Origin of the sequence: Microcoleus sp. M2_D5, assembly GCF_036701935.1 — a bacterium.
Taxonomy (GTDB): domain Bacteria; phylum Cyanobacteriota; class Cyanobacteriia; order Cyanobacteriales; family Microcoleaceae; genus Microcoleus.
Map to the genome: position 1 here is coordinate 1 of NZ_JAUBRP010000008.1, position 26,030 is coordinate 26,030.

Sequence of the window (26,030 nt, forward strand, 5' to 3'; positions counted from 1 at the left end):
CCGTCTTTTAAGGACGGGCGGGACGCCCATCCCACAATAACAATTAAAATTATAAGTTATTTAATTCGCGATCCTTACAAGTTATAACCTGACGATCGGCATCTTCAAAATAAACCGCCGATCCAACTCAAAACAATTCGCGTTTGATACTGACGCAGCCAGGGAGGTGGGCGGTTGGGAGAACAGGCGTGCTGGGTGGAGAACCCTAACTATTATTGTACGTAAAAAATATTGAGCAGATAGCGGACTGGCGCGTCGAGTTTTGCCTGCCAAAAAAATCTCATTCCACCAGCTTTTTTGATTTTTGTCCTTCTCTAGCAATCCTTGCAGGAGTTGTGGAATGAACCGAAAAGCCAATTCAGCGTCGAAGCCTGAACCGCGTTCGTAACTGAAAAAAAAATTATCTAGCAGAGTTAATTAAGATCCGCAGATTTATAGTTTAGAAAAGCAAATAAAATTGAAAATCTGGAAATTCCCCAATTAAGATTTTCACTTATCTATTTTGAATGAATCAAAACTGCTAATTAAGATGGATGAATTTACAGTTTTTACCATCTTCAAAAAAACGATAGGAGCGGGCGTACCAATAACCTTAAACAATACCAAAAAATTAAATACACCCGTTCCCACTTCCCGATCAAATCCTTTAAGGATTGCGAATTAAATAACTTACAATTTTAATTGTTATTGTGGGATGGGCCTAAGAGCCCATCCCACAAACTTGTGGAAGTTATTTGATTCTCATTCCTAAGCTAAGCTGTTCTCCATTTAAATTGCGTGTCAAAAATCACTCAAACTCTTGTGGGATGGGCACGCGAGCCCGTCCCGAATATGCAATTTAAACGCGCAACAGCTTATTGTGCATTTAAATAGAATGTCAAAAAATAATCAAGCGTCTTGTGGGGAGTAGGGGTTGGGCCTAAGAACCCGCCCTGAATATGCAATTTAAATGCGTGACAGCTTACTAATCATTAGTGCCTGATATCAGTAGAAACTCATATCAGGCACTATCTGCAATCCGATCGCAACTTGAGTCTTGTTTATCGGATGACGGCTAAAGCACCGGCGCCAGCAGCCGCAGCGGCCGAAGAAAGAGCCGTGAAAAACAGCCACCAAGAGGCAACTTCTGCTGCTTTCCGAGTTTCTTCGGCTTGTTTTTCGGCTTGCAGTTTGATGCTTTCGAGGCGAAGCTGCGCCTCTTGCTGCAAGCGTTCTGCTCTTTGCAAGACACTGTTGCGACTTCTTTCAATTTGGTCGATCAAGCGGTTGGCATCTGCTTCGGAAATGTCCTCGCGGGAACTGATGAGTGCTACTAAAGTATCGCGGTTGAAATGACCCAGCCGATCGCGCAAAGCGTCAAATCCGGCTTGCGGATCGTCAAATAACTTCCGCACGTCCCGCGTAATGCCTTCGTAGTTGAGTTCAGGGCGATCGAGCGAATTGAGGTAATCCCGAATTTTTCCGAGAATCCCGTCAATTACCGACTGAATACCCTCCTGTATTTTCTGAATTTGCATTGCGAACTCGTCGCGCACCGACAAAATTCCATCGACAATACGATTGGCTTCTGCTTCAGAAATATCCGGCCGCTGAGACAGCAGAGAAACAACTGTAGCTCGATCGATGTGCGACAGCCGCTCGCCCAAACTGTATGCACCGACTTTCGGATCGTGCAGCAGCAGTTGCAAGTCGCGCTTGATGGATTCGGGATTTAATTCATCCTTGCCCGTATTACGCAAATAATCTTCTAAAACACTCTGAAAATCGTGCACTTGGCTTTGCACCCGTTTTGCCAAACGGCGGGGCGCTTTCACAATCGAGCCGAGAGTTTCCTGCACTTGGTCGATAATTTGATTGACTTGTTCCTCGCTCAAATCTTGTCTCTGAGAAAGCAGTTTTACCAAAGTATCGCGATCGACTTGAGACAGGCGGCCGCGCAGCGCTAAAGCTCCTTCTTTTGGATTTTCCAGCAGTTTTGTCAAATCCCGCTGAATCCCTTCAGGATTGAGTTCTGACTTGCCAGTCTTGCGAAGGTAATCTGCAAGGGCGGTGGTGGTTTGGTCGTACTGATCCTTAGCTTTTTCTGCCAACTTTTGCGGCGTATGTACCGCGCTGTGCCAATTTTCTTCGGCGCTGTCGAGAAGCTGATTTACTTGGTCTTCGCTGAGGTCTTTCCGCTGAGATAGCAATTTTACCAAAGTTTGGCGATCGAACTTAGAAGCTCTAGCTCTGAGCGCCCACATTCCCGCTTCCGGGTTGTCCAGCAGCGTTTTCAAATCGCGCTTGATGCCTTCGGGATTGAGTTCTTCTTTGCCCGTAGACTTCAAGTATTCTTGCACTCTTTGCCACTGGTTGTCTAGTCGGACTTGCGCTGCTTCTTGCAGACCTTTAGCATCTGCTAAAACTACATCTCGCGTCCTTTCTAACTCTTGAACAATCTGTTCTACTTCCTGGAATCCGAAATTTTCGCGGCCTCGGAGAATTTGCACGAAACTGTCGCGGGTGTAAGGAGAAAGCCGATCGCGCAACTGTTCGTAACTAGCGTCGGAATCCTCTAAGATTTTTTTGAAATCGCTCCCGATACCGGCTGCTGTCAATTCTTCTTTCGGCGTCAGCTTCAAATAAGTTTCCAACCGCCACTGCAAATCGCGAGCTTTTTCTTGCTCCTCTGCAAAGATCGCGGTTTGTAAAACTCGCTGTCTAATTGCTTCTAATTCCTGGGAAATTTCTTTAATTTTGTCTTGGGTAAAAACACCTCTACTAGCCAAGATTTCGGCAAAATTAGACTGTTTTAGTTTTTCTAATTCGCGGCGCACAGTTCCGGGGTCTGCTGTAGGATCGTAGAGAACTTCCCGAAATTCGCGCTCGATGGCTTGGGGGTTCATCTGCCACGAATAAGTGTTGAGTAGGTAGTTTTCTACGTCCGCACGAATAGGGCTGTATGTTACGGGTTCGCCTTTGACTTGAGCGGTAATTTTATCAGTTTGCTGGGTAACTTTGTCTTTAGCTTCTTTGAGCTGACCGACTACTTTTTCAACATCCAAGTCTGAAATATCCGTGCGACCCAATACTATTCCCATTAAAGCATTGACTGCCATTGTCGTTGCTTGGGACATCATGGTCGGGTTTTCTCCAGAATTTTGACCGCCCAGATTGCTGAGGGCTTTTTCTACCCTACTTGCCAATTTATCTGAGACCAAATCTCCCGATTTTGCAGATTTGAGATAGTCTACTAATTGGGCGATGCCGTCTGATTGCTGCCCTTGTTTTCCTACTTGTTTCCAAGCATCTTGAAGTTGGTCTACAATCCGGTTTACGTCGCGTTTGGATAAGTCCGATCGCGAACTTACTAAATCTACGAGAGTTTGCCGATCGAGATTTGGCAAATTTTCGGCTGCAATAGTTTTTAGTTGGGGATCGTTGAGCAATTTTTCAAACTCGCTACGCATCCCTTTGATGTCTAATTCTGGCGGTTTGAGGCTTTGGATGTAGTCTTCGACGTTTTCTCGCAAGCTTGTGGGGTCGATCGCGCTACCGAGTTCGTGGCCCACTGCTGCTGCTGCTGCTTTGGCTGTGGCGACTACTTGGTTGCTGGCTGCTTTGGCACCGATAGCCGAGGCGGCAGTGCCGACAATGGCTTGAAAGCCTGATGTGGCGGTGTTGACGACGGAACCGATCAAGGAACCGACGGTGGTGGAACTCACCCAGACAAGCATTGAGAAATAGGTAGCCCAGACGACTAAACCGACGATCGCACCTAAACCGGGGCTGCTAATCAAGCTGAGCTTTACTGCAAGCAAGCAAGCAAAGAATAGGGCGATGGTGACGGTAATCAGCGTCCAAGTGCCTACTTTTCTGCCAATGTGGCGGACTGGGGGGCTGCCGCTATCCGAGTGGTGGTCGTCGTCGTGGGATTGTCCCATGTACGAAAGGCCGGCTGCTACTGATAAATTTGTTAGCAAGAGTTGGAAAGCGCAGGCGAGTACGACTCCAGCTATCAAGGCGATAAAAAATTGCGGCCCGGAATAGAGGAGTGCTGCGTCTTCTGCTGTGTTTGTAGTAGTCTGGTCTACTGGCACTTGGGCCAGCCAGTACCAGATGTTATACAGTTGTGGATTTATTGGCAAATTTTGATACATAGTATATTCCTCGTTAAGGAGTGGGTGCGCGCGCTCATTGGCGCAAGTTAACCATTGTATAGTTTTAGAGTCATGCCCCCAATGGCAAGCATCGCCTTATTGTCGAGCTAAAGCATCCCCCTACAGTTGGAAGTGTAGAAATATGTCTGCGGCAGGCTGTCACTTTAGGGCTATTTGTGGTATGTAAGTCTGATTAAAATAATCGCAGAGGAGAATCTGTGGTCGATCGATATTAAGAGTTGGTACAGAAGCCCAGACAAGTTATGTACATGAATGAGTCGCCGGCGGTACTTTTTTCTCCCAGTATTGCGCTGAAGGCGATCGGGCAATTTCTCACCCTTCGGCAGAAGGCAGAATTAAGATCGAGAGTTTATACAGAATCAGGTTAGGATCGCGAATTAAATAACTTACAATTTTAATTGTTATTGTGGGATGGGCGTCGGGCCCGTCCCACAAACTTGTGGAAATTATTTAATTCTCATTCCTTAGTTTTGCCACTTCTCTTTTTTCACCGCCGATGAAAGGAGATAAACGCCGATCAAATCCTATTCACCTGCATTTATTTAACCTGATATTATGTCTGCTTGAACCGGGATTAGAAAATCGTGACTTGTGCGACTGCGATTTTTGGGTATTTCACGTAATTAAGATGGGTAAAATTCGACTGGGTACCCCAATTTTATGTTTTTGAAATAAATCATTAGATTTATGGCAAAAAATGTTTGTAGTGACGACTTACCCACAGGAGTCAAGAAACCATTTTTTTACCCATATCCCTCGCGCTTCACGCTATATTGTTGTAAAAAAAATCGGTTTCTGCAGCCGAGAATAATATAGAGTTGTGCAATTGTCACTTGCCAGCCAAACAATCTAATTGTTCTTGCATTTGGGCGGTAACTCGGTCGAAACAAGCATCAACATAATCGCGATCGCGCGCCGCATCCGAACCATACCTCTCAAATACAATCGGTTCGCACACGCGAGTCCGAATTTGCACGGGTAAAGGCAGATTTGGCAAAGGCCCAATACTCAATCCCCAAGGCAATCCCAAATACACCGGCAATACCACCGGATCGATGCCAAATAGCCACGGCATCCCCCATTCATGCAATTGTTTAACTTGTTCGTACAAATCTGCCAAAACTATCAAAGTATCGTGAGCACCGTGCGATATAATTGGTAAAATTGGTACTTCTTCTCGCAATGCTAATTTGATAAATCCCTTGCGTCCGGCAAAGTAGATTCGATCGCGCAAGTGGTGGGGGCGAAAAACATCTTGGGCGCCACCCGGATAGACGAGAACTGGGGCATTTTTTCGCAAAGCTGCGATCGCCATTTTCGGATGCGCCTTGAGGGCTCCACACTGAACCGCCATGCTAGCAACATCAGGAGAAACTTGCCAAACCGTGGGGTGCATCAATCCGTAGGCCAAGCGTTCAGTACCGTACCTGCGGAACCATTCGTATAGGAACATAAACATATCTGGAGCAGCGAGTCCCCCGTTGTGAGAACCGACAACTAGCATTTTTCCGCTCGCGGGGACGTGGTGCCAGCCGTCGCTTTGTACGCGAAAATAGTAGCGGTACAGCCATTCCCAGATTGGCAACAAAAGCTGAATGAATTCGGGATTGCGATCGTCTAAAGATAGACCGTCAAAGGGATATTTAGAGGATTTGCCGTCTTTTTTGTTAGGAGTTTTCGTCACTGGAAAAATATTTAACGCTTTGGTCATTATATAGCAGAAGGAAGCAAGCTTTAACTCTCGAAGAGAGAAGGCTTTAGTTATTTGGGACAGAAGGAAGAAGGGAGGAGATTAGTTGGGATTTTCCTCTCCTTGTGCGTGCGCTCATCCCGATCGCCCTGCGAAGAAAAGATTTTTCCTATCATTAATATGCTCCCATTCCGAGGGAATCTACCGCATTAGTTTTAGCAATTGAAAACCTCATAAACATCGAGTGCAGTTGCTATATAGCAATCCTCGCATCATTTGTGAATTTCTTACTCCCTCCCCAAGACATCGGGGAGGGTGGGGGTGGGGTAAAAATTTTACCACTCATTTAAGATTGCTATAGCAAGATAATTAAATCAGAATTGGCGCAAATATTTGGTTTCTGATTAGAGGGGCTGCTTTTGTTCGGAGGTTTTGTGCTGGTTGTCTCCACAGGAACAAAACCGTTTGGAAACAGCTACAGCAACTGTCGCTGATGGCGGGGCGGCTTTAGCCACAAAAACACAACTGTGCCTCAAGCCGATAAGTTTCCGTTTTGGAAGCCATCGGGTCAAGGCTAGGGATTTCCGCTGTTTGCCACAATTTTAAGTAAGGTACGATCGACAGTGGAGTTATGTCAGCGCGATCGAATAACTGTCTCCGGCTTGTGACGCCCCACTACGACGATGGGGTCGATCGCGCCCATCGCCTGTCACTCAGAATCTGGGACTATCTCCAGCACAATCTCGCTCTCGAAATTGCCAAGAATTCACATGAAATGTAGCCCCATATTACTCAACTGCAACAACTAACAGCTAAATGGTTTAACGAACACAACAAATGACTTGCATTCCTAGTAAACAGTCCGGCATTTAAACACTTAACTGTTTACTTTTCCCGTCTGCCATTCCCCGACTCGGACACTCTCACCTTCTCCCTCCGCCACTGTGGCATAATGAGCCATTTATAGGCGTAGCAGCTTTATGTCTCTTCGCTCAACTCACCAAACATTAAATTATATAAATTAAACTTGACTTGCGGTCGTAAAAAAGTTATATAAAGCTTTTTTGTGGAAGACAAATCGATTTTTTTGCTATATTGACCTGCAATTAAGATAATGATTGTGGTTAAGTGAGGAGTTGAACGGATGAAAAACTTGAGTTACTGGAACAAACCCGCTGCATTGCTGGGCGCGATCGCGATCGCAGCCGGAAATTTGCAAGCGAATGCCATCGGTGTTGCCGCGCCATCAACATCCACTGTCAGTCAAGATGCTGAAAATATTTCCTTTGAAGATAGCGCCACCTTTCAAATAGCCCAGGCTGGCAACCTTTGTCGCAAAGTCACTCCCAAAGAAGGTTTGACCGTTCGCCAGAGCCCAGACCCAAAATCCCCTAGAGTGGGCGGGGTAGGACTTAACACTCAGGTAACGCTGTCCCAAGGCGCTACTTCTGTTAAAGCCTCCGACGGTCGCCTCTGGATTCAAATTACCGCTCCCGTCACAGGGTATGTAGCTAGCGGATATCCCAACGACGAAAGTAATTTAGGTTCGTGCACAATTAGTCAAACTCCTGCACCCGCACCAGCGCCAGCACCAGCACCAGCGCCAGCACCAGCGCCAGCACCAGCACCAGCGCCCGCACCAGCGCCAGCACCAGCGCCCGCACCAGCACCTACACCCGCAGCAACACCAGCACCAGCGCCCGCACCAGCGCCTGCGCCCGCACCAGCGCCTGCGCCCGCACCAGCGCCCGCACCAGCGCCCGCACCAGCGCCCGCACCAGCACCAGCGCCCGCACCAGCACCAGCGCCCGCACCAGCGCCTGCAACGGGCCCAGTAAGTCTGTGCCGCCAAGTAGAACCTCGCGTAGCGCCGAGGGGTCTAGCTATCCGCACTGAGCCTTCAAGGACTGCTGCGGTTAAAGGTGGTGTACCGGCTAACGGTCAAGTAACGCTTGTACCGAATTTCCAGTTAGTGAAAGATAAGAATGGAGAAAACCGCAATTGGGTTGAGATTTCAGGCCCTGTGCCCGGATTCATCTCGGCTGGAAATTTGATCATGTGCAAGTAAACTTGTGAATTCGATCGCTCTTTTTGACTACAAGAGCGATCGACACCGAAAATAGTTTTAAGATTGTCGCGCAGCCAGGGAACAATGCGGAACTCAGATTGCTTCTTGGAGTTACGCATGAATAACTTATTTCTATCAGGAATAAGCAGCGGTAGCGGATATTTCTCAGCTTCTGTTTTCGATCGTCGGTTGCGTCAAGTCCTAGCTTCTTTCCTGGCAACGAAGGCGGGGTGAATCAATTTAAGTAAAAAGCCGATCGACCTTTCTACCTACAGAGGCCGCTTGCCCAATTTTGGTGTCCGCGATTTGGTTGACACTTCGATTGTCGGCCAATCCAGACAATTTCCCACTTATTTTGCCTGAGTCTGAGTTCGATTCGGTGCCGCATTGCAGCCACAGAATCGTCAGCTAAACCGACGACTGTATGCACAATTACTGCTGTTTCTCGCGTGGGATATTCAACTGAAATTTGGTCGCTTTTTCTGCCTTCAGATTCTCTGTCGCTGCTGAAGAGTTTTACTGCGATATCTTTGGGGTTGGAGACGGTAATTTTGCGATCGCCCAGGAACTGTTTGACGTTAATTGATTCGTAGTTCGATCGGGCTGTGGGCTGCCCCATTGCTGCGATGGGAATTTGGATGCAGGCGAAAACAGCTAGGAAAAAGAGCGATCGCTTGACAGTTGATTTGTTCATGAGGCTTCAGATTGTGCCAGAAATTTTTGTCTGCGAGAGGCGAAAGCCGCCAACTCTGCCTCGGTGAATTGAGTTTGCTGCCATGAGGGGCGGGCAAGCAGTCGATCGCACCAAGCTTGAATTTTGGGATATCCGTCGGTGGAGACATCAACCCAAGATAGCAAGGGTACGACGGTGCCGGCAACGCACTCGGCAAACGTGACACTGTTGCTAGCGAAAAAAGGGCGATCGTCCAACAAGCCTTCAAAGAATGTCAGCACAGTATTGACTTTTTCCTTAGCCTTTGCGATTTCCTGCGCTTGGGGATTTCCCCGTCCCATTTTTTCACTGCTTAGCGGGTAAAGTTGCGGTAGAAGTTCGTTAACTGTGACCAATTCTACCATCCTCACAACTGCCAAATCTTTCGGTTCTTTTGGCAGCATTGCCGGTTCGGGATACTTCGTTTCTAGATAGTCAAGAATTGCTAGAGACTCGACGACTGTGAAGTCATCATCGACCAAAACAGGGATGCGGTGAAAAGGATTGATTGCGATAAAGTCTGGCTGCAAGTGATCGCCGTCCAAGTGGATTTCTACTAATTCAAAGTCGAGGTTTTTTTCTAAGAGGGCGATCCACACGCGGCGGGAGTTCGGGGAAATGGGAGTGTGATAAAGTTTCATAATTGGTGTGCCTGGTTATTGAGAGGTAATAAAAGCCACATTTTGATTGTGCACTTAGGCGGATCAGTTTTTGCTGCCTTCTCTCAAACTTATTCGAGAGCTTGATATGAAATTGCTCTGATCCGTTTACAGGCTTCCTCCGCCGTCATCGCCTCGCTAGTTTCCCACTCTGCAAAAGTCTCTTCTAAGGCTTCAGATAGCGCTTGTTCATAAGCGATCTTTTCCCGTTCATTATGCTGCTCTAAACTTGTCGTCATGTCTGCGATGAGTAGCTCTAAAAATTTAATATCATTCCCTAGATCGGCAGCCTCATCCTCATCTACATCTTCAATTACTTGCAAACGTTCTTGATAGGCATTGATTTGATGTTCAATGGCTTCTATAATAAACCTTAAATCTTTAAATGATAGATTCATGTTAGCTTACTATCCTATAAATCACCTCTACAGGTAGTATGAGGGATCGATTTCAGAGTCATCGTCAGAGGTACGTTCGGCACGAATCTCGTCCATAATTTCCTGAAAATCTGGCTCGTCTTTAAACACACCCGCAAATTGCATCCAAGTGGGTTCTGAAGCCTGAATCGGTACTTCCCAGGAAATAGCTTCAATATGCTTAAGTCTTTCTAACAATGTGGTTTGAAGTTGGGTAATGGCTTCTTCCCGAGTTGCTGCTTCAACTCGACAGTGCGGAAACTCGAAAACAGAAGCAGAAACCTGTCCTGATGATAGAGTTTCTAACAGGAGTGTCACTTTCAATTGGCTAGATGGTTGGGATTGCAATACATTTAAGCTTGTTACCATGTTTCAATCACGATTTTTAAGTGCTGTCTTGATTGTATCGCAGAAAAAAAAATCCCTCACCATTTCAGGCAAGGGGCGATCGCTTTTTTAGAGCTAACTCGTCTTCAGTTGCTCTAATTTTTGTCTAACCAAGATATCAACTTCCTCAACTTCAGCACTTGATTTCGGGAGGTCAAACGTCTTGGTTGAGGCTTCAGAGGTAAAACGGTCAACAAAGGCATGAAACGCTGTTCTATCATTGGGGTGAGCAATGACATAAGCTCTTAGCTCTATTTTAGTCATCCTATTAAATTCAGGCTCGCTCACAAAAACCTCCACAAACCATTGCGATAGATTTCTATCTCTATATTATCTCCTGCCAATATAAATAGATGACCTGTTCGCTCGTCTAGGCGGACAATGAAAACAGGGGTGAATGTATTGGTTAAGGATTGACATAGTATGACACATCTGATGCCTTGTTCAGCAGTTGGCAAGTTCATTTTAGCATTCCTGAATTTTTAATTAAATTGAACGCAGGGTTTGGCCATTGGGTTATGACCTGCGGTTTTAACGTGACCCATTCCACCCACAGTACCCAGGGCTTTATCTTGACGATTGTGACTTCCGACCGGAGAAGTTTGAAAATTTTTTTCCCAGCGGGAAAGCAAGCCAAACTTAGCGAAAAGATATCGCAATAAAGCCATAAAAACCCAAAAAGCCGAGGCGGTGATCCGCCCCGGCAAGGGTTACAGTATTGTGTTTAATTATTGCTTTGGTTCTATCCTAAAACTTCTGGTTGAAAATGTCAAGAATTTCCTGGGTTCTCAATATGTGGAATTATTGAGGAGCGGAATGATGAGAAACTATCACGTTCCGTTCTGTAACAATTATCAAAATAACAGGGCGGGCCCTAAAGCCCGCCCCATCAAACGATCGATTAATTAGTAATCGAAGTCGCCGCCGCCCATGCCGCCGCCAGCGCCAGCAGCAGCAGCGCCATCCTTCGGTTCAGGCTTGTCAACGACGATGCACTCGGTTGTCAGCACCATACCAGCAATAGATGCGGCATTTTGCAGAGCAGAACGAGTCACCTTCGCAGGGTCAACGATACCAGCTTCAAACATATCGACAAACTCATTTGTCGCTGCGTTGAAACCAACGTTGAACGGCTTTTCTTTGACGCGCTCAGCAATCACAGCGCCGTTCAAACCAGCATTTTCAGCAATCCGCTTCAGAGGAGCAGCCAGAGCCCGTGCCACAATCAAAGCACCGGTCAATTCTTCGCCCTTCAGGCTGCTGTTAGCCCACTCTTCCAATTGAGGAGTCAGGTGAGCCAAAGTTGTACCGCCACCGGGGACAATTCCTTCTTCTACAGCAGCTTTGGTAGCGTTGATCGCATCTTCAAGACGCAGTTTGCGATCCTTCATTTCTGTTTCGGTAGCCGCGCCGACTTTGATCACTGCGACGCCGCCAGCCAATTTGGCCAAACGTTCTTGCAGCTTCTCTTTGTCGTAGGAAGACTCGGTTTCGTCCATTTGACGGCGAATTTGTTCGCAGCGGGACTTGACGGCGGCTTCGTTACCTTCGGCAACAATTGTGGTGCTGTCTTTGGTGATGGTGATGCGGCGGGCTTTGCCGATCATGTCGAGCTTGGTGTTTTCCAGTTTCAAACCGGCGTCTTCGGTGATTAGTTGACCGCCGGTCAATACGGCGATATCTTCTAACATGGCTTTGCGCCGATCGCCAAAACCGGGTGCTTTAACAGCAGTCACGTTCAACACACCGCGCAGTTTGTTGACAACGAGAGTAGCTAGAGCTTCTTTCTCAATGTCTTCTGCAATGATCAACAGCGGGCGGCCGGAACGAGCTACTTGTTCGAGCACAGGTACTAAATCTTGTACCAAAGCGATTTTCTTGTCTGTCAGCAAGATGAAGGGTTCTTCGAGAATCGCTTCCATCCGTTCGGTGTCGGTGACGAAGTAGGGAGAAATGTAGCCTTTGTCGAAGCGCATCCCTTCGGTGATTTCCAATTCGGTAGTCATAGACTTCCCTTCTTCCAGGGAAATCACGCCTTCTTTGCCCACCTTGTCCATTGCGTTGGCAATCATTTGACCGACTTCATCGTCGTTACCAGCAGAGATGGAGCCGACTTGAGCGATGGCTTTGGAATCTTCTACTTGTTTGGCGTGTTCGGCAATTTTTTCTACCAAAAAGGTGGTTGCTTTGTCAACACCGCGCTTGAGGGCGATCGCATTTGCGCCGGCTGCTACGTTACGCAGGCCTTCTTTGACCATTGCGTGAGCCAAAACGGTAGCAGTTGTGGTACCGTCGCCTGCTGCGTCGTTGGTTTTGGAAGCTGCTTGACGGATCAGGGCAACGCCTGTATTTTCTACGTGGTCTTCTAGTTCGATTTCTTTGGCGATGGTAACACCGTCATTGACGATTTGAGGAGCTCCGAATTTCTTTTCGAGAACCACGTTGCGGCCTTTGGGGCCGAGGGTTACTGCCACTGCTTCGGCCAAAATGTCCATACCGCGTTCGAGGGCGCGACGTGCATTTTCGTTGTAGATGATACGCTTAGCCATAGTTTTTGGGGATGAGAGGGTTTGAGATTTTGGATTGGGGATGATGGATTTTAGTCATTTGTCCCGTGTCATTAGTTGTTTGGCGGCGTTCGCTTTAAACTAATGACTGATGACTAAGGACTGATGACTAATGATTAATTAGTTAACGATCGCCAGAATGTCTTTTTCGGCTAGCAAGACGTATTCGTCTGTGCCGAGTTTGATGTCGGTGCCGGCGTATTTCGAGTAGAGAACTTTGTCGCCGACTTTTACTTCCATTTCAGTGCGGCTGCCGTCGTCGTTGCGCTTGCCGGGGCCCACGGCCGCGACTTCGCCTACTTGGGGCTTTTCCTTAGCTGTGTCGGGCAGAAGGATGCCGCCGGCGGTTTTTTCTTCGCTAGCGCTTACTTTTACGAACACGCGCTCGCCTAACGGTTTAACGGTAGAAACACTCAGTGATACTGCTGCCATAAATAAATCTCCAGATTACAGATTGTCGTGAGTCAGTCGTCAGGGGTCACGATGAAAGCAACAGCGGACTACTTACAACTGACATATTAGCACTCTCGACTCCTGAGTGCTAATTTAGCTCTAGAAAGGGGCGATCGCAACTTAGTTGTCAGTACGGGTTCCCGAACCGAGCATGAGTAGGAGGGAAGGAGAAGGGGGAGTGGAGGCTGTGGTGATGACTTTATACCGCTAACCAATTACTTTTGATTGATGAAGACAATGACAGAAAATAACATGGAATCTTGCAGCCAAGGCTTGAGCGCTTGCGTCCAAAGCCTGGGAGTCGATCGAATCGAGCGGCATATTTTTATCTGTGCCGACCAAACCGTGCCCAAGTGCTGCGATCGGCAAACCAGTCTGGAGGCGTGGAATTACTTAAAAAAACGCTTGCAAGAATTGGGGTTGGACAAGCCAAGTGCCACTCGACCAACCTGCGTGTTTCGCACGAAAGCCAATTGCCTGCGAGTGTGCGCGTCTGGCCCGATTATGGTAGTCTATCCAGACGGAGTGTGGTATCGCGACGTTACTCCACCCGTGATTGAGAGAATTATTCAGGAACATCTCCTAAACTCAAAGGTAGTTCAAGAATACGCTTTCTTGACTCATCCTTTGCCTGTGCCTGCACAGACCCAGCCAAACATTTAAGTGTAGCGCTGTTTAAAGTACAGGGTTATAGGTAAAGTGTTAAATTTAAGGTTAAGGGTGAGAATTTGAGACAGTTTCGCGTCCGGGCGATCGCACCTGCTACAGCTCAATAAAAGTGTAGTTAGGTTCTTGTCTTGCTGGTGCGGCTTCCCGTGTTCATGGTGTTTCTCAAAAGGTACAGTAAAAAAAATCGGTCGGAGGAACTGTGAAATTTTGTGCAAAAATTTCTCAGTGGCCGACACTAAGCAGGTTGCCAAACTACACTAGAAACAGTTAAATACGTAAGTAGGGAGTCTGCTTAAATTTCTCTATATCAGAAGTATCATTTAAAACCGGGGCATTAACCTGAAATTGAACCGATCGAGATTAAAGATATTTAACTTGCGCTCTGTTAGGGAATCTCCAATCAATCAAGGCCGATCTTGACAGGGCGATCGTCCATTACTGGTTTTGGCTGCGTTCCAGGTCGCAAGACACTCACAAACAGCCGTCGATTATAGGTTGGAAAGCGGTAATACCCGCCCCGCTTTCCCTCACCGCCATCCCTTCAGTCGATCGTCGTCCTCCACTCCCAGCCGGGTGGCGGGGGGCTGACCGAAAAAACAGAAGTGAAAACAAGGAAGTGTGCGGGATACTTTAGCGGGAATAAACATGACAAAGGACAATAATTCAGGAGAACAAAAACGGCTGATGCTGGTTGACGACGACCCCAATTTGATCTTGCTGGTCAAAGACTACTTGGAGTTTCGGGGTTACAACGTCATTACAGCAGAAAACGGCAGAGACGCTCTGGAAAAACTAGAACAAGAAGTTCCCGACTTGATGATCTGCGACGTGATGATGCCGGAAATGGACGGCTACACTTTAGTCAAACACATCAGAGAAGACCCGCGCACGAGCTGGATTCCGGTTCTTTTCTTGTCCGCAAAAGGTCAAAGTTCAGACCGAGTAAAAGGCTTGAGCACTGGCGCTGACGTTTATATAGTCAAGCCTTTTGAACCAGAAGAACTGGTAGCCCAAGTGGAATCTTCTCTGAAAGCAGCATCCCGCTTGATTCGCCACTCAAATCCCGGTATGGAGGGTGGCCCAAAAATTAAGGCGCGCCGCAATGTCGAATTGACTCCCACTGAGTTAAAGGTGGTACAGTTGCTAGCGCAGGGTATGGCAAACCGCCAGATCGCAGACGTGATGAATGTCAGCCAGCGGACGATCGAAAGCCACGTCAGCAATATGCTGGGCAAAACAGGTCTGCACAACCGGACAGAGTTAGCCCGCTGGGCTCTTGAAAGCAAAAAGGCTTGAGCGGAGGTAGTCGGCGCTATGAAATCAGGGGAGCAAAATCTACTGCTATGCGCTGGGCGTATGCCTGCTTGGCGGTAGGGCGGTGGGCGCGGTAGTTTGAAGGCGCCATTAACCTTGACACGGCAGTCGGTATTGAGTTACTGGGCGTCTAGTTTATGAGGGCCCCTCGCTCAAATGCAAGCAGGGTTAAAAGAACCCTCTGGCGGTAGAGCCGAAAATATGAAATACTGGGGAGATGGAGTTTTCTGAAGTCTAATCTATTGCCTCAGTTAGCTCCATGTTGCTAAAATGTGATATTTAGATTAACTTCTTTCTACAATTATTAGGTCTAAGTTTCTATGACAAACTTAATGAACCGCCTTTCTATTTTTGTGGACGGGAACAATATGTTCTACGCTCAACAAAAGAACGGTTGGTTTTTTGATCCTCGCAGGGTGCTCGAATATTTCAAAACTTCGCAGCCGAATGTCATCTTGATTAATGCTTTCTGGTATACGGGTCTGAAAGACCCCCAAGATCAAAGGGGATTTCGAGATGCTTTGATCAGTCTGGGTTACACGGTTCGCACTAAGATTCTTAAGGAATATTACGACGATGCTTCGGGCAGATATTCTCAAAAAGCTAATTTAGACATAGAAATTGTGGTTGATATGTTTAATACCGTGGATCAATACGACCAAGTAGTGCTGTTTAGCGGGGATGGGGATTTTGAGCGGGCGATCGAGCTGCTCCGCTCGAAAAATACTCATATTACTGTGGTATCAACCGAAGGAATGATTGCTAGAGAGTTACGAAATGCTACAGATAGGTATATAGACCTAAATGAAATTAGGGAACATATCGAGAAGATGGATTATTAGTCAGTAGTTAGTAGTTATTAGTCATTAGTCAGTAGTTAGTAGTTATTAGTCATTAGTCAGTAGTCAGTAGTTAGTAGTTATTAGTTATGGGTTATGGGTTATGGGTTATTAATTATTCGTGATTGGCGCGAAACACGGGACTGGTGCCCCCGCCCAAAAACGCATACTTGCTTTCCGATAGGAGCCGCCAGTAGCCCAAAATTTTAGACTAAGGTTAAAGTTCCCAGATTCATCTGTGGAGGAAATCTAAAATCTAAAATCTCAAATCTAAAATCGACTGACTGGAAGCGAAAAATCCAGACAAACGGACAAGTAAAAATCAGGAAAACACTTTTGTAGAGCTATGAAAACTCAACCAAGTCAAGACCGGATTATTATTTTCGATACGACTTTGCGGGACGGAGAACAATCTCCGGGTGCATCTCTGAATGTGGATGAAAAGCTGACGATCGCCCGCCAGTTAGCGAGATTGGGCGTGGATGTGATAGAAGCGGGTTTCCCTTTCACCAGCACGGGAGATTTCGAGGCCGTCCAAAAAATAGCGCGATCGGTGGGAACGGAAGATGGCCCGACAATTTGCGGTTTAGCACGGGCGAGAAAGGAAGATATTAAAACAGCAGCCGAGGCTCTGAAACCAGCCGTAAATTCGCGAATTCATACGTTTCTGGCTACGTCCGATATTCACTTGGAGTATAAGCTGAAAAAGACGCGGGCTGAAGTTCTGGAAATTGTGCCGGAAATGGTGGCTTACGCTAAGTCTTTTGTGGATGATGTGGAGTTTTCGCCGGAAGATGCTTGCAGATCGGAACCGGAGTTTTTGTATCAGGTTCTGGAACGGGCGATCGCAGCGGGTGCGACTACTGTGAATATTCCCGATACTGTCGGCTACACGACTCCCAGCGAATTTGGGGCTTTGATTCGGGGAATTAAGGAAAATGTGCCGAATATCGATCGCGCAATTATTTCGGTGCACGGTCACAATGACTTAGGATTGGCTGTTGCTAACTTTTTGGAAGCCGTAAAAAATGGCGCCAGACAGTTAGAATGCACGATTAACGGGATTGGCGAACGGGCGGGAAATGCGGCTCTCGAAGAGTTGGTAATGGCGCTTTACGTGCGGCGCCAATATTATAATCCGTTCTTGGGCCGGGCTGCGGATTCTGAGGAACCGCTGACAAATATTGACTCGCGCCAAATTTACAAAACCTCCCGCTTGGTTTCCAATTTGACTGGGATGTTGGTGCAGCCAAATAAGGCGATTGTCGGGGCAAATGCTTTCGCCCACGAGTCGGGAATTCACCAAGACGGGGTGCTCAAAAATAAGCGGACATACGAGATTATGGACGCTGAGTCGATCGGCTTGACGGAAAATCAAATCGTCTTGGGCAAATTATCCGGCCGCCACGCATTTCACACTCGCTTGAAAGAGTTGGGTTTTGAAATGGCAGACGATGAGCTAAATAAGGCTTTTGTCAAGTTCAAAGATTTGGCGGACAAGAAAAAAGAGATTACTGATTGGGATTTAGAGGCGATCGCCAATAACGAAGCGCACCAAGCACCGGAACTTTTCCGGTTAGAATTGGTGCAAGTTTCCTGCGGCGACAAATCTCGCCCGACAGCAACCGTAACGGTGCGGAATCCGGCGGGCGAAGAATTGACCGATGCTGCGATCGGCACCGGGCCTGTGGATGCGATTTACAGGGCAATTAACCGAGTTGTCAATGTCCCGAACGAGTTGATCGAGTTTTCTGTACAGTCGGTGACAGCGGGCATAGATGCGATCGGCGAAGTAACAATTCGCTTGCGCCACGAAGGCAAAGTATTTTCCGGCCACTCAGCAAATACCGACATTATCGTAGCCTCCGCCGAAGCATACATCAGCGCTTTAAATCGCCTGTATCAGGCATTGCAGCATAGTGCTGAAGAAAAATCCTCCCAACAGCCAACTGCGATCGGAAATCAAGTTGTGGCAAAAGCACAGCGCTGATAAATTTACTGTCAGCCATTTTTCTTGAAAAAAACCGCAGACGAACGCAAATAACAGCAGATAGATATCAAGAAATCTGCGTTAATCCGCGTTCATCTGCGGTTTAAAATTAAAATCTTTTTTAGCAACAACAAACCCTAAAAAATGCAAGAAGAAACCTTAAAAAAAGAGCGACAATTCCACGATGCTTGGGCATCCACAATCGATATTGACGGCATTCGAGTCAATGATTACTTTGAAGCTTGCACCGCCCCAGAAAATAGATTTATAGTCCAGCAAATGGGCGATATTACAGGCAAACGCCTCTTAGATTTAGGCTGCGGCGCGGGAGAAAACAGCGTTTATTTTGCTAAAAAAGGCGCGGATTGTGTGGCGGCGGACTATTCTCAGGGCATGGTAGAAGTTGCTCTGAAATTGGCCCATAAAAACGGCGTCAAAATAGACGGCTGCACGGTGAATGCAATGGCTATGAATTTCCCGGACAACAGTTTTGATATTGTTTACGCTTCTAATTTGCTGCACCATTTACCGGAACCTGAAAAGGCAATTCGCGAAATGCACCGCGTGCTAAAACCTGGGGGAAAAGCTTGTTTTTGGGATCCGATGAAGCACAATCCGGTGATTAATGTTTACCGCAGGATGGCTACTGAGGTGCGGACGGAGGATGAAAGTCCTTTGGATATTAATATTGTAAATTTTGTCAAGTCTTTGTTTTCCGAGACGGCTTACGATACGTTTTGGCTGACATCGCTGTGGATTTTTTTGCGCTTTTATTTAATCGAAAAAGTCCATCCCAATGAGGAGCGTTATTGGAAAAAGATTATCATTGAACAAGAGAGACTGAAACCGGAATACTCTCGGTTAGAAGAGTTGGATGGATTTTTGAAAAAGTTGCCTTTGATGAAGCGCTTGGCTTGGAATTTGGCCGTGGTGGCAACGAAGTAAGACGATTTGAGATTTGAGATTTTGGATTTTCGATTAAAGAATCGGGAATGACTGATGATATCAGTGCTAGGGTGCGTCAGTTTTGAGATTTTAAATCAGCGCCGAAAGTATTATTCTGACGCACCATTTGTTGTCAGGTGCGTCAGTTCCGAGATTGTTTGTTTGGAGCAAAAATAATCACAACTGACCAAGAATTTCAAAGGTGGTACAAGCCCCCGCATTTATCCGTGGAATCAATCCAAAATCGAAAATCGAAAATCCTCAAGAAAGAGCATTTATCCGTGGGGTCGCATCTAAAATCTAAAATCTAAAATCTAAAATCGATTGACGCACCCTACGGAAAATTCTAAAAGAAGTACAATAAGTCAAAGCATTTAATTAAGAGGCTAATTATGCCAGAAACTATTACTGCTATCTACGAAAACGGGGTTTTTCGTCCCCTAACTTCTGTATCTTTCAAGGATGGGGAAACTGTGCAGATTCAACTCTGGCCAGACGATCCAAAAAAGCAGGCAGAATTGGCAATCCAGTTTTTAGTTGACCGAGGATTGGTGACTCCACTACCTAACAATCCCCATAACGTCGAGGCTGTCACTGATGAAGATGTGTATGAATTGGCTAAAAGGTTAGGGGCAAAACCGGGCAAGCCTCTATCAGAAATGATTATCGAGGATCGCGGCCCGTGGTAAACATTTATTTTTTGGATAGCAGCGCCCTCATCAAAAGATATGTGGTTGAAATTGGCAGCCCTTGGATAAAAACGCTCACGGATTCCCAGACTGGTAACTCGCTGCTTCTTGTCCGCATCACCTGGGTGGAAGTTCTTAGTGCTTTTGCACGCAGACAACGTGAAGGCGGTATAACTGCTGCGGAAGTTGCTGCACTTATTGCAAAGTTTCGCTCTGAATTCAATAGTCGTTATAGAGTTATCGAAGTTGATCTAGCACTGGTTGAAAGGGCGGGTGAATTGATTGTTCAATATCCACTGCGGGCTTATGATGCTGTGCAATTGGCGGCTGCTTTGCGCGTTCAATCTGTTTTAACATCCATACCAGAAACTCAACTAATTTTTGTTTCTGCGGACAACAGATTGCTGGATATTGCTCAGTCGGCAGGGTTGGCGATGGATAATCCTAATAATTATCAGTAAAAGTGCGATGCTCGTGTCATCCGATTTTAGATTAAACAGTTCGCGATCGCACTCCGACAACGAAACCGGGTTTTTTACCGAATCTGCGGGTAGACTAGAAGTATTTTCGTAAAAAAACCCGGTTTCTGGGTGCCCATGCGTAAATCCTAATTAGAGAATTTCTTTCAAAGTTTTAACTAAGATTTGATTCTGTTCCTCCGTACCTACACTAATCCGCAATTTGTCTTCCAATCGTGGCTGGTTGAAGTATCGAATCAATATTCCCCGTACTTTCAGCGTTTGATAAATCCTTTCTGCATCGCCGTTTGGTGGCCTAACTAACAAAAAGTTGGTTTGCGAGGGCCAAACGTCAAAGCCTAATTCCTGGAAGCTAACGGCTAGTTTTGCTCGCGAAGCCTTAATCTTTTCGGCGTTGGCTGTTTTGTGTTCTCGATCGGCGATCGCAGCAGCTCCCACTGCATAGGCTAAAGCATCCACATTATAGCTGTCTTTGATTTTATTTAATTCTGCCAGCAGCACCGGATTTGCTATGCCAAAACCCAGCCTCAATCCTGCCAGGGAATAACCTTTTGAAAGCGTCCTCAAAACTATAACATTACTGTACTTTTTTGTCAACTCCAAAGCATTTTCTTCAGCGAAATCTACATAAGCTTCGTCGATGACAAGAATGCCCGATAACTCTTTAGCCAGTTTCTCCAAATCTGCAACAGATATGGCTGTTCCCGATGGACTGTTTGGCGAAGCTACAAATGTCACTGCACCCTGGGCTGCTATTAACAAATCAACTGGTAACTTGTAGTCATCTGGATAAGGAACTTCGACAAATTCTGCATCTTGAATTGCTGCCAAAGTGCGGTACAATACATATGTTGGCGCGGGACAAACAACTGGTTTCCCAGATTCGCCCACAGCGCGAACTATCAAGTTTAATAAATCGTCGCTGCCGTTACCTACAACAATCCAATCGTCAGGTACTCCCAAAACTTTACTAGCAGCAATGCGAAAACTTTTGCCAGTTGGATCGGGATAACGGCGCAGCATTTCTCCGTCTATTTCCCGAAGCATTTTTAAAGCTTTGGGAGAAGGCGGATAGGGATTTTCATTAGAATTTAACTTAATAATTTTTGTGCCTAGCGGTGGCTGTTCCCCCGGCACGTAGCCAGACATTTCGTGGATGCTTTTGCGAAAGTAATTCATCTATTAATTGAGTTTTGTGGAACGGGCATCTTGCCCGTTCTTGATAATGGTGCAAGATATATTGAGTTTTGTGGAACGGGCATCTTGCCCGTTCTTAATAATGGTGCAAGATATCAAGTTAAACAAATTATATCAAACAATTAGTGACTATCCGCGTTATACCCAAATCAATTAACTTTTGCATATCTGCTCGATCGTCCACCGTCCAGGCCACAATGTCAACACCCTGACTCCGGCTTTCTTGAATTAGTGCGGGGTTTTCCAGCAACACGCGGTACTGGCTGCTAATCAAATTATCCCGATGCGCCACAGCTTGAGCAAATTGAGTTTTGTACGCTTCTAGATTAGCAACAATGTGTCCGATCGCCAAATCACCAGATAGCCGCCGCACTTGTTCCAGAAATCCACCGTTAAAGGAAGTAATAACGCATTTATGTTGGATTTCTGCGCCCTTCAAAGTATTGACAAAATCCGCGACATCTGAATCAGACCAATCGCAGTGCGGCTTGACATCAAAATAAAGAAATTTGTCAACATTTTTGAGGATAGCTAATGATTCTTTTAAAGTAGGAATTTTTTGTCCTGAAAATTCATCGCTAAACCATTTTCCCGCATTAAGTGTTTGCAATTTGGACAGAGTTTTTTCCCTAAGTTTGCCAGAAACTCCAGTGATTCTATCCAGTGTTGCGTCGTGAAAAATCACTGGTACGCTGTCGGCGGATAGCTGGATGTCAAATTCGATCGAATGAGCTCCGCGGGCGATCGCCAGTTCAAAAGCTGCTAAAGTATTCTCAGGGGCGATCGCCGAAAATCCCCGATGTGCGATAATTTCTAAATTCACTGTCTTGTGCCCTCTAAAAAATCTGCCACAGTTTGATTAAAAGTTTCCGGTTGAGTCAAAAAAGACCAGTGATTCCCCGGTACTTTTGCAACAGTAAGATTTTTCAAGTATCTCTTGTATGGCTGCATTTGCCAATCCATGCGATTTACGCCTTTTTCCGGCTGTACGAACAAAGTCGGGATCTCACTATTTTCAGTTAAACCGGCAACTTTCATCACTTCTGCAAATATCTGATTTCTGGCTGCAATTGCAAATTTACTGCCCCAAGTTCCGTCAGATTTTTGTTCGATTTGGTGTTGGAATACCATTTGCTGCAAGTCACTCCAATCTGCGTATTCTCCCGATTGTTTTGCTGCTGCTTCTGCTTGGGATAAAGTCGCAAAGGGGCCCACACATTTGAGACAGTCTAATTTTCGGTAAACAATTGGCAGGGTGAGTTTAATCGCGGCTGGCAGTTTGGTGATGAAGATGGGGTCTACTAAAATCATACTGCAAAAGCGAGCCGGATTTTGCCTCGCCCAAATCGGTGCTAGTTTTCCCGTCCAAGAGTGTCCTAAAATGTGGGCGTCTGGCCAGTTGATGTGTACCATCAAAGCTTCTAAATCTGCGATCGCACTTTTAAAAGTATAGCCTGTTTTCGGTTTGCTACTCTCTCCGTGACCGCGCATATCTGGCGCTACAATATGATAGCGGTTGGACAAGTAATTGCCCAAGTTAGTCCAGACACACGCACTATCTGCTAAACCGTGCAGTAGCAGCAAACGCGGAACTTTTTCTTTCTCTGTTTCTGGCTGCCATTCTAGGTAGGAAAGTTCGATTTCTGGTAAGTGCAAAGTGTTGCGAGTTGGCATGATTAGGGTGTTTTATAGGTGGATAAATGTGATTTAACTTTTTTAGGAACAGGCAAGATGCCTGTTCCACAAAGAGGGTGTTTTATAGGTGGATAAATGTGATTTAACTTTTTTAGGAACAGGCAAGATGCCTGTTCCACAAAGAGGGTGTTTTATAGGTGGATAAATGTGATTTAACTTTTTTAGGAACAGGCAAGATGCCTGTTCCACAAAGAGGGAATTTTCTTCTACTGTTTTCATAAACCGGCAATATCCCTGTTTCACAAAGAATAAATCTTCTTGTGGGGTGGGGTGGGCTTCTAGCCCGCCCTTATTACGCAAGATGCCTGTTCCACAAAGAGGGAATTTTCTTCTACTGTTTTCATAAACCGGCAATATCCCTGTTTCACAAAGAATAAATCTTCTTGTGGGGTGGGGTGGGCTTCTAGCCCGCCCTTATTACCTAACCTTTGCCCTTCAAACTCAACAAAATAAACTGAGTTTTCTGCGCTTCATCAAAATTGTCATCGCTGACCAAAACTAGACTCTGGCTGCCATCTGGCAAGCGCGGGCCGAGGGTCATCCCCTCTAAATTGTACAGCGGAATTCCGAGTTCGCTTAAATCTAGCAGCAACTTTTTCTTAACAGGTTCGACCGTTGATAATTGCCCTTTAAAACTCCCGATTCTCGAAGTATCTGTAGCAGCCCCAAACGCTACTTGATAAATCCTAGCGCTGTATCCCGACAGCCCAAAAGAACGTTCTAAACTCAGAATCTGACCGCCGCCGACAGTTACTAATTCTGTTAAGCCGTTCAAAATAGTCATGGGAACTTGGTCTAATTTGTAAAGATTTTCTGAGACTAATTGCGGCGTTTTATCGACGATGATATAATGTAAGATACGGACTTTGCTTGCCTGTTCCGGGTCTAAATCTTGCATTAACGGCGCTTCCGTAGCTGCGAACAAACGAAACGGATCGAGACCGCCCGGACTAAAAGTTTCTGGGTCGATGGTTAAAGATTCAAAACCTAAATTGTCCACCACTCCTTGCTGCTGTTTTTCATCGCTGGCATCGGGAATGTAGCGCTTGGGAATCGGCAAATTTCCCCGCAATTTCCCAGTTTTGAGGTCAAATTCACCTAGAGAAGGAGGGATGCCAACATGAGTAACGCCTTCGCTGGCAACAAATACTGAGTTGCGGGGAGAAAGGGCGATGCCTTCGGGATTGATGGAACCCCAAGAGAAGGTTTCACCGTCTGCTTTTTTGAGGGATGTAACGCCTTCAACGGCAACTTTTTTGAGGCGAATATTGGCGGGGTCACTTGATGTGAGGTCGAGTCGGAGACTGTAAAATCTGGCTTCTCCGTTTTCGCTGGGGTCGTCGGAAAGAGCGTAAAAGCGATAAGCTTTGGAAGTGGCTGCGCTAATACCTTTGGGGTCGTAGGTAATTCCTGACAAACCGCCGACTGGTACTCCTTCAAAATTCATTTTTGGCAATTGGTACTCGCCCAAAAATTCTAGGGACATTTCTGGAAAAGAGCGGTCTCTAGCAGCGGCGGGAGGGGGGGCGCAAGCTGTGCAAACAGTTAAGAGAATTAGGGCTAGACTGAATAAGCGCAAAATACGTTGGCGAAGCCCTCGAAGAGGATCGCCCAACGCCTTTAAATGGCAAGAATTGCTCGCTGGGGTAAGTTTTATTTTGCTGCTCTTGTTGAACTGTTTGGTTTTGTGCCATCTTTGTAACATAATTTATACCGTTTTGTAGATATGCAAAATTTGATGTTTCCAAAACAGATGCCGAATCGCGGCAACCAAATTTTGAGAATTAGAAGTTCTGTGCCAATTGGGTGCTTGCTTTTTTTGTGGCTGTGTGCTGGTTCTATTGCTAGCGCCCAAACTAATCCACCAGGCCTCGATCAATTTTCTCCTAATCCTCTAGAAATTACCACACCCGATCCCCTAGCTCCCGCTAATGAATCTTTGAGCAGCACTCAGCGGGAGGAACTGACAGCGGCTTTGGAGCAGTTAAACTTAGAAGCAGCGGCTAAACTGGAAGCTGGAGATGGGGTTGGTGCTTTTGATATTTGGTTCCGAGAATTGCGGCTGCGGAGGTATCTGGGCCCGGCGGCGGAAATTGCTGCTTTGAGTCGGGTGGGAAGTGTTGCTTGGAGTAACGGTAGAAACCTGGAATTACAGCTTATTACTAAACGGTTGCAAGCAATTCAAAAACAAGTCAAATCCCAAGAGTTGCTCCCCGCTTTCGCTGCGGCTTTTCAGCAGGTGCGCGCTAAAGGCCCGACTGTAGAAGTTTACCAAGAAATTCTCGAAAATGCGCGCAAAAACCAAGATATACTGGCTGAAGGTCAGATTTTGAAGGCGATCGGGCTTATTCACATCAATTGGTTGAGTTACGATAAAGCGGCTCCCGTGTATGAGGAATTGGCTACTTTAATTCAGGAAAACCGCGCTTTATTTGCTGCTAATTCTGCTGTGCAAAATTCGGCTGTTGTTGCGGGAAACGGTGCACCTCCGCAACCTGTAACTCCTCCAACTGAGGTAGATACTCTGAGACAGTTGGCTTACGTTTACCAGCAGTCGAAACAACCCCTAAAGGCGATCGCAGCCAGGGAAAAACTAGCATCAGTGTATCTTAATTTACAAAATCCGAGTGCTATACCGCCGCTCAAAATTGCGATCGCTAGCGATTACCAAACCATCGGTCAAATCAATTTAGCCGCTCAATACTATCAGGAAGCCTACAATTTAGCCGTCCCCATTCAACAGTATGCTCAGGCTAGCGAAGCTTTGGATAAATTAGCATTGCTTTACCGATCGCAAAAGCAGTGGGAGCCGACTTTGCGGATTTATCAAATGCAGTTGCTGTTAGAAGAGCGGGCTTACAATTTCTACGGATTGATGAACACTTACGACAATATCGGTCAAGTTTATCAAGAGATGAAGGCTTACGATAAAGCTTTAGAAGCCTATCAAAAAGGGTTGGACGTGGCTAAAAGATTGGGACACAGACAAGAGTATTTTGCTAAGAAAATTCAAAAAGTTAACAAGCAATTGCAAAGGACTTCGTAGTTGTCAGCAGGCAATAATGCCAATTTGCGATGTGAGTAATTTAAATGCAGTAAGG

Annotated in this window: 24 protein-coding genes; 9 read left to right on the forward strand and 15 right to left on the reverse strand. The window is 46.2% G+C overall.

The features are described from left to right. Window positions 1-1,040: 1,040 nt before the first annotated feature. Window positions 1,041-4,139: an MFS transporter gene (locus QUA50_RS05445; RefSeq protein WP_333263938.1), complete on the reverse strand. Its 3,099-nt coding sequence runs from the start codon at window positions 4,137-4,139 to the stop codon at window positions 1,041-1,043. Window positions 4,140-4,989: 850 nt separating this feature from the next. Continuing rightward, window positions 4,990-5,871: a glycerol acyltransferase gene (locus tag QUA50_RS05450; RefSeq protein ID WP_333263936.1), complete on the reverse strand. Its 882-nt coding sequence runs from the start codon at window positions 5,869-5,871 to the stop codon at window positions 4,990-4,992. Between the two features lie 1,123 nt (window positions 5,872-6,994). On the opposite strand from QUA50_RS05450, the gene QUA50_RS05455 reads away from it, so the two are divergent. Continuing rightward, window positions 6,995-7,918: an SH3 domain-containing protein gene (locus tag QUA50_RS05455; RefSeq protein WP_333263933.1), complete on the forward strand. Its 924-nt coding sequence runs from the start codon at window positions 6,995-6,997 to the stop codon at window positions 7,916-7,918. Between the two features lie 265 nt (window positions 7,919-8,183). Here QUA50_RS05455 and QUA50_RS05460 read toward each other — a convergent pair whose 3' ends face one another. The 8 genes from QUA50_RS05460 to groES form a co-directional block, all read right to left on the reverse strand. Beyond that, complete coding sequence (locus QUA50_RS05460; protein WP_333263930.1) at window positions 8,184-8,612, reverse strand: hypothetical protein; 429 nt, start codon at window positions 8,610-8,612, stop codon at window positions 8,184-8,186. Then, window positions 8,609-9,271: a glutathione S-transferase family protein gene (locus QUA50_RS05465; RefSeq protein WP_333263927.1), complete on the reverse strand. Its 663-nt coding sequence runs from the start codon at window positions 9,269-9,271 to the stop codon at window positions 8,609-8,611. Before QUA50_RS05465 ends, QUA50_RS05460 begins: the two co-directional genes overlap by 4 nt. Window positions 9,272-9,360: 89 nt before the next feature. Beyond that, window positions 9,361-9,687, reverse strand: coding sequence for a hypothetical protein (locus QUA50_RS05470; RefSeq protein ID WP_333263924.1), 327 nt, complete (start codon window positions 9,685-9,687; stop codon window positions 9,361-9,363). A gap of 27 nt (window positions 9,688-9,714) precedes the next feature. Next, on the reverse strand, window positions 9,715-10,074 hold the full coding sequence (locus QUA50_RS05475) for a hypothetical protein (protein WP_333263921.1): 360 nt from the start codon (window positions 10,072-10,074) through the stop codon (window positions 9,715-9,717). 93 nt (window positions 10,075-10,167) lie between these two features. Then, complete coding sequence (locus QUA50_RS05480; RefSeq protein WP_333092181.1) at window positions 10,168-10,380, reverse strand: DUF6887 family protein; 213 nt, start codon at window positions 10,378-10,380, stop codon at window positions 10,168-10,170. After that, window positions 10,377-10,556, reverse strand: a complete 180-nt coding sequence (locus tag QUA50_RS29210; RefSeq protein ID WP_442923273.1) for a DUF6888 family protein — start codon at window positions 10,554-10,556, stop codon at window positions 10,377-10,379. The genes QUA50_RS05480 and QUA50_RS29210 overlap by 4 nt, the downstream gene beginning before the upstream one ends. A 441-nt stretch (window positions 10,557-10,997) precedes the next feature. Next, window positions 10,998-12,641, reverse strand: a complete 1,644-nt coding sequence (gene groL / locus QUA50_RS05485; RefSeq protein ID WP_015174510.1) for a chaperonin GroEL — start codon at window positions 12,639-12,641, stop codon at window positions 10,998-11,000. Between the two features lie 138 nt (window positions 12,642-12,779). Beyond that, window positions 12,780-13,091: a co-chaperone GroES gene (gene groES, locus QUA50_RS05490; RefSeq protein WP_006633072.1), complete on the reverse strand. Its 312-nt coding sequence runs from the start codon at window positions 13,089-13,091 to the stop codon at window positions 12,780-12,782. A 258-nt stretch (window positions 13,092-13,349) separates the two neighbouring features. Between groES and QUA50_RS05495 the strand changes: the two genes are divergently transcribed. The 7 genes from QUA50_RS05495 (at window position 13,350) to QUA50_RS05525 (ending at window position 20,019) form a co-directional block, all read left to right on the forward strand. Continuing rightward, complete coding sequence (locus QUA50_RS05495; protein ID WP_333263918.1) at window positions 13,350-13,775, forward strand: ferredoxin; 426 nt, start codon at window positions 13,350-13,352, stop codon at window positions 13,773-13,775. 651 nt (window positions 13,776-14,426) lie between these two features. Next, window positions 14,427-15,077, forward strand: a complete 651-nt coding sequence (locus tag QUA50_RS05500) for a response regulator transcription factor (protein ID WP_333263915.1) — start codon at window positions 14,427-14,429, stop codon at window positions 15,075-15,077. 338 nt (window positions 15,078-15,415) lie between these two features. Next, a complete protein-coding gene (locus tag QUA50_RS05505) occupies window positions 15,416-15,937 on the forward strand; it encodes a LabA-like NYN domain-containing protein (RefSeq protein ID WP_006633075.1) in 522 nt (173 codons plus the stop codon). Between the two features lie 343 nt (window positions 15,938-16,280). Then, the gene (locus tag QUA50_RS05510) at window positions 16,281-17,924 is read left to right on the forward strand and encodes a 2-isopropylmalate synthase (RefSeq protein WP_333263913.1); all 1,644 of its coding nucleotides are present in this window, start codon (window positions 16,281-16,283) and stop codon (window positions 17,922-17,924) included. Between the two features lie 144 nt (window positions 17,925-18,068). After that, on the forward strand, window positions 18,069-18,869 hold the full coding sequence (locus tag QUA50_RS05515; protein ID WP_333263910.1) for a class I SAM-dependent methyltransferase: 801 nt from the start codon (window positions 18,069-18,071) through the stop codon (window positions 18,867-18,869). Window positions 18,870-19,261: 392 nt separating this feature from the next. Continuing rightward, window positions 19,262-19,558, forward strand: a complete 297-nt coding sequence (locus QUA50_RS05520) for an antitoxin family protein (protein ID WP_333263907.1) — start codon at window positions 19,262-19,264, stop codon at window positions 19,556-19,558. Window positions 19,559-19,569: 11 nt separating this feature from the next. Then, the gene (locus tag QUA50_RS05525; protein WP_333263904.1) at window positions 19,570-20,019 is read left to right on the forward strand and encodes a type II toxin-antitoxin system VapC family toxin; all 450 of its coding nucleotides are present in this window, start codon (window positions 19,570-19,572) and stop codon (window positions 20,017-20,019) included. 150 nt (window positions 20,020-20,169) lie between these two features. On the opposite strand, the gene hisC is transcribed toward QUA50_RS05525, so the two are convergent. The 5 genes from hisC to QUA50_RS05550 form a co-directional block, all read right to left on the reverse strand. After that, on the reverse strand, window positions 20,170-21,216 hold the full coding sequence (gene hisC, locus QUA50_RS05530; protein ID WP_333263901.1) for a histidinol-phosphate transaminase: 1,047 nt from the start codon (window positions 21,214-21,216) through the stop codon (window positions 20,170-20,172). A 127-nt stretch (window positions 21,217-21,343) separates the two neighbouring features. Next, window positions 21,344-22,057 carry a glycerophosphodiester phosphodiesterase family protein gene (locus tag QUA50_RS05535; RefSeq protein WP_333263898.1) on the reverse strand — a complete coding sequence of 238 codons (714 nt, stop codon included), beginning with the start codon at window positions 22,055-22,057 and terminating at the stop codon, window positions 21,344-21,346. Beyond that, the gene (locus tag QUA50_RS05540) at window positions 22,054-22,908 is read right to left on the reverse strand and encodes an alpha/beta hydrolase (RefSeq protein ID WP_333263895.1); all 855 of its coding nucleotides are present in this window, start codon (window positions 22,906-22,908) and stop codon (window positions 22,054-22,056) included. The genes QUA50_RS05535 and QUA50_RS05540 overlap by 4 nt, the downstream gene beginning before the upstream one ends. A gap of 42 nt (window positions 22,909-22,950) precedes the next feature. Further along, window positions 22,951-23,283, reverse strand: coding sequence for a hypothetical protein (locus tag QUA50_RS05545; RefSeq protein ID WP_333299446.1), 333 nt, complete (start codon window positions 23,281-23,283; stop codon window positions 22,951-22,953). A 67-nt stretch (window positions 23,284-23,350) separates the two neighbouring features. Beyond that, window positions 23,351-24,634, reverse strand: a complete 1,284-nt coding sequence (locus tag QUA50_RS05550) for an esterase-like activity of phytase family protein (protein WP_333298670.1) — start codon at window positions 24,632-24,634, stop codon at window positions 23,351-23,353. 33 nt (window positions 24,635-24,667) lie between these two features. Between QUA50_RS05550 and QUA50_RS05555 the strand changes: the two genes are divergently transcribed. Continuing rightward, window positions 24,668-25,975, forward strand: a complete 1,308-nt coding sequence (locus tag QUA50_RS05555) for a tetratricopeptide repeat protein (RefSeq protein ID WP_333263886.1) — start codon at window positions 24,668-24,670, stop codon at window positions 25,973-25,975. The last annotated feature ends 55 nt before the right edge of the window (window positions 25,976-26,030 follow it).